5 protein-coding genes are annotated in these 4,161 nt (G+C 62.3%); 2 read left to right on the top strand and 3 right to left on the bottom strand.

Annotated features, from left to right (window positions below):
* Window positions 1–69: 69 nt before the first annotated feature.
* On the bottom strand, window positions 70–498 hold the full coding sequence (locus tag AB0J58_RS44245) for a hypothetical protein (RefSeq protein WP_364227680.1): 429 nt from the start codon (window positions 496–498) through the stop codon (window positions 70–72).
* 120 nt (window positions 499–618) lie between these two features.
* The gene (locus AB0J58_RS44240) at window positions 619–1,563 is read right to left on the bottom strand and encodes a restriction endonuclease (protein ID WP_364227677.1); all 945 of its coding nucleotides are present in this window, start codon (window positions 1,561–1,563) and stop codon (window positions 619–621) included.
* Between the two features lie 369 nt (window positions 1,564–1,932).
* Between AB0J58_RS44240 and AB0J58_RS44235 the strand changes: the two genes are divergently transcribed.
* Window positions 1,933–2,808, top strand: a complete 876-nt coding sequence (locus AB0J58_RS44235) for a phosphotransferase (RefSeq protein WP_364227674.1) — start codon at window positions 1,933–1,935, stop codon at window positions 2,806–2,808.
* Between the two features lie 107 nt (window positions 2,809–2,915).
* Here the strand turns inward: AB0J58_RS44235 and AB0J58_RS44230 are convergent, their stop codons facing one another.
* Entirely contained in the window at window positions 2,916–3,554 is a 639-nt protein-coding gene (locus AB0J58_RS44230; RefSeq protein ID WP_364227671.1) for a hypothetical protein, read from the bottom strand.
* A 185-nt stretch (window positions 3,555–3,739) separates the two neighbouring features.
* On the opposite strand from AB0J58_RS44230, the gene AB0J58_RS44225 reads away from it, so the two are divergent.
* Window positions 3,740–3,949 (top strand): helix-turn-helix transcriptional regulator, encoded by a 210-nt coding sequence (locus tag AB0J58_RS44225; RefSeq protein WP_364227669.1) that lies wholly within the window; start codon window positions 3,740–3,742, stop codon window positions 3,947–3,949.
* Window positions 3,950–4,161 lie beyond the last annotated feature (212 nt).

Below are 4,161 nucleotides of genomic sequence, written 5' to 3'. Positions count from 1 at the left end.
CCGCGTATCTCATACCTTCAGGTCTACACCTACGCGAACAACGAACTGGAAGCGGCCCCGTGCACATCGTCACGCCGAGATTTCATGGTCAGTAGCCAGCTCCGCTGCCAGTTCATGTGCCAGATTCGGGTCCTCCCTGGCATTGGTAAGTAGTGCCGCCTCCGACAACGAGGTCAACGGTCGATCAGGAAGGGTCGCTCCGGGCGCGTCCTTGATAACCGACAACAGTCTGTTCGGCCCGTTCTCGATGGACTCAGGCCCGGCCAAACGCAACAAAAGTTGATTCGCCAACTCCACCTGCTCGTCGGTTTTCTTGAGCGCGGTCATCGCTCGGGTTGCTGCCTCCCCAATGAACCGGCCAAGCAGGTGAGCGACCTCTTCTTCGTCAACCTGGGATACTTCGACAAGGTGGCCCGATTCGCGCCAGGAAACAATCTTTTGGGCGATTTGGTTGGTGATCAGGGAGTCGTGCAGACCCAGAATGGGTGCCTCATCCATGACTGGCTCCTCCTATTCACCGCTTCCGAGAGGGAACCCTCCTTGGTCGACGATTAGCGTAGCTTGTCCCTAGCGGCGGCCGAAAGGTATGAGTGTCATGGACTTGTAGGATCTCCTTGCTTAACCTTCCCTGGCTGCAGCGTCTATGCGAGAGAACTCTGCATCTGGTTCTTCGTATACACAAGATATTCCTACGCTGTGAAGGAAGTTGATTAGATCGTCGCTCGGGCGGTGAGGCAGTAGGAGTGTTAAGTTTGGTTTGGGCGTGATATGGCGCTGGTAGTCAAGTAATTGGCCAACGCTACGCCGCACTGCGTCGCGTGTTGCAGTTCCTTTGGCTTCGTATAACTCATTCTCTTCTTGGTCGTACAGATCTGTAAAGAGAGGTCGAGTCTCACCGGCCGGGGTAATCTTCCATCGTTGAAAATAGCGACCGAGATGGGAGACGTATCTAGCGCAGAGTTCGCTTTCCCGGCGGGTGGCGGTTGTTGCTTTCGCCCCGGGATTTTCGAAGGTTTGGGATATATGTGCTTCCAGGGGGACAAGTACAGTTTCGGTTACGAGGCGAATATCTCCGCTGCAGCTCCGATCGGCGCTTCGGTGTAGTGCTTCACCCAATGGGTGGAGTCGGAATACGAATACGGTACGTAATTCCTCTTTTTGATCTGGCGCTTCCTCTAGAAAGTATGGTCGCTCTCTATCTACCTCAAACTTGCCGACATAGCGGTGGTTCTTCTGATCAGTTCCGGGAATTAGCCCATCGGCTACGAATAAACGGAGAGCGCGACCTTTTGTGTGATGTTCGAGGATGGCTCGATTTCCATCCCGCATTTGCTGATCGCCTACACGCCCTTCGCCGGTGTACAGGAATACAGTGTTGTCCTCGTTCCAGCCGTCGAAGTTATAGCCAAATGATTTTCCGCGAGCTGGATCTGAGTAGATGAAAACATTTGGAGTTTTTCGAGATGGCTCGATGCCGCCGTACTTGGCACCTCCGTACTTCGCCATACGTTCTTCGCGCCCCATAAGTGAGTCAACAGGGGTATCCCATCCATCGCCAGTCATGTTGGACACGATAGGGCGTTGGGGTGACAAAAGAGAATTTGTCTATCTATGTCCGGTTCGAGATGCGAAGTGGGAACTCAAGATCATTTTGAAGCCTGCTCTACGCAGCCGAGTTGAGCCCGGCTCGGGGGAGGTGCTCGGTTCCCGAATGCGGTTCAAGGGCTCTGTGCCAAGCTCGCTGATCAGTTCATTTATTGCGTGCCCATCGACACCCCAAGGGCGCGATTCACGACCCCGTGACTGTGATCGGGTCTACCGTGAGGCGATGCGGATCGCCGGCCTGTCGGTCATCCCCGAGCTGTGGATCCCAGCCAGCGAATGCAGCCAGTGCTACGCGGGCTGCGCAGACGACCCGAGGGAGAGCTGACCATGAAACCCCAGTGGGACGACCTCCCCAGCAACGTGCGCGCCACCGTCGAGCGGCAGGTCGGCCATGTCCTCAAGGCCGAACCCGTGACCAAGGGACTCATGCCAGGGCTCACTGCCCGCCTGTACACCGATGACTACAGGATCGTCTTCCTCAAGGCCGTCCCCACCGCCGGCCCGGCCGCGACCCTGTACGAGCGGGAACGACGAGTCGGCGCCGTACTGCCACCCGGCCTCCCCACCCCCCGCCTGCGCTGGAGCGGCGAAGTGGACGGATGGATCGTGCTGCTGCACGAGTACGTCGACGGCCGGGACGCCGATCTGTCGCCCGGTTCGCCGGATGTGCCGCTGGTGCTGGACACCCTGGTCGTCCTGAACGAGGCGCTCACCCCGTGCCCCGGCGGGCTTCCGGAGGTCGCGGTGAACATCGCGGGCCTCCAGGCCAAGGCCGCGAGCCTGCTCTCCGGGGAGCTGCCGTACCGGAGTATGTACGAGACGGCGCTCGGCAGGTTCAACCCCGAGGCGCTGGATGGTGACACCCTGCTCCACTACGACCTGCACCCCGGGAACTTCCGGATCGATGGCGGGAAAACGTACGTCATCGACTGGGCGTTCGCGGTGCGCGGTGCCGCGTGGGTGGACGCGGTCATGCTCGCTCCCCGCCTCGTCGAGGCGGGTCACACCCCGGAGCAGACCGAGGCGCTGCTGGCCCGGGTGCCGGCCTGGCGGTCCGCGCCCGTGGACGCGGTGACCGGCCTGGCCGCGCTGTGGACGATGTTCCGCCTGTACAAGGCGCGGTTCGGCCCGGAGGAAGGGCGCGATTTCCGAGCGCGGGCCGCCGAGGCCGGGCGAGCATGGGTGCGGCATCGCTCCTGCTGACCTGCCTCTGAAGGACAGGCTCGTACCCTCGGCTCGGAGCGGTGGGCGTCGCGGAAATACGGGGTCACAGGCCAGAGATAACGCGCGGTACCCGGCGAGGGGGACGGTCACGGGGTGCGCGGGACCTGGATGGCGGGTCGCAGGCGGGACATCAGCTCGGCCAGCTCGCTCACGGTCATGTCCGGCCCCTCCAGTTCCGCCCCGGACCACCGGTCGAAGAAAAGACATACCGCCCCCGGCTCGTAGATGTAGGTCTTCGCGTCGCTGAACTGGGACGGGTAGCAGGCCGCCGCGCCACCGAGAGGACTGGTAGGCATCGCCACGATTCCCTCGGCGCAGGCATCGATGCTTTTGGTGCCGGATCTGCCCCTGACCGTCTCGCTACCGGACTGCTGCAGTTCCTCGTCGAGTGAGGCGACCGGGTCTGTATGTTCTGGGTAGCGCCGCCATACCTGGACCTTTTTCTCGCCGGGCGTCTGGTAGACCGCGACGATGACGGACTCCTCGTCCGGGCCGGGGAAGGTACGGGGCATGTCCGCCGCGATGAGCGGCAAGTCGATGAAGGTCTCGGTGCGGGCGGCAGTCGGCGGCCAGGTGCCTGTGGGCGGTGACACGCACGGCTGAGACGCCTCCACCACGAACAGGACCAGGTCCGTCACCAAGTAGATCGGACCCCCGAGGCCGACCAGCACAGCCAGCAGGACATACCACCACGGCTTTTTGCCGGGCTTAGCTTTGTCGGTCATGCTTCAGAGCCCCGCATGTGTTGTACATGCCCCGCAGGATGGGCGCACCCTCTTGGAAACGACTTGTACCCGAACACACTCCTGATCAGCAGGCAGGAACGGGACCGACCGCCGTGGAGGCAGCCGACCTGGTGCCGATGGCGGCCGTGTTCGCCGCCCAGCGGGCCGCCATGAATTCGTGAAGCGTGTCGAGTGACATCCGCCAGGCACGCGAATCACTGGGCTTCAGGCTGCGAGAGGTCCGGCTGGACGCAGGTCTGAGCGGCAGGGAGCTCACCGGTCAGGCCGGGTGGCAGGCGTCCAAGGTCAGCAAGATCGAGCTGGGCAGGCAGACTCCCACCGATCACGACATTCGACTTCGCGCTCACCACCGAGGGTGCTCGGATGTTCCTTGAGTGCAACCCCAACGGGCAGTGGGGCCGGCTGGAAGACGTTACCGGCCTGCCGATCGCCGCAGCCCTCGCCGATCTGCTCCTGGAGGAACGACAGTGACCGTTCATGGCACGCCCACCCTGGCGGCCCGGCTTCGCCGTGACCTCGCCGACCGGCTCACCCGGACCGGATGTCTACACGACCCGGCATGGCGGGAAGCGGTCGAGTCGGTGGC

The organism is Streptosporangium sp. NPDC049644 (assembly GCF_040675205.1).
Lineage (GTDB): Bacteria > Actinomycetota > Actinomycetes > Streptosporangiales > Streptosporangiaceae > Streptosporangium > Streptosporangium fukuiense.
This window is presented reverse-complemented; position numbering and strand designations above follow the sequence as displayed.

Excerpts from the sequence above, each read along its gene's own strand:
- AB0J58_RS44230 (WP_364227671.1), bottom strand. The coding sequence starts at position 3,554 with ATGACCGACAAAGCTAAGCCCGGCAAAAAGCCGTGGTGGTATGTCCTG.
- AB0J58_RS44245 (WP_364227680.1), bottom strand. The coding sequence starts at position 498 with ATGGATGAGGCACCCATTCTGGGTCTGCACGACTCCCTGATCACCAAC.
- AB0J58_RS44240 (WP_364227677.1), bottom strand. The coding sequence starts at position 1,563 with ATGACTGGCGATGGATGGGATACCCCTGTTGACTCACTTATGGGGCGC.
- AB0J58_RS44235 (WP_364227674.1), top strand. The coding sequence starts at position 1,933 with ATGAAACCCCAGTGGGACGACCTCCCCAGCAACGTGCGCGCCACCGTC.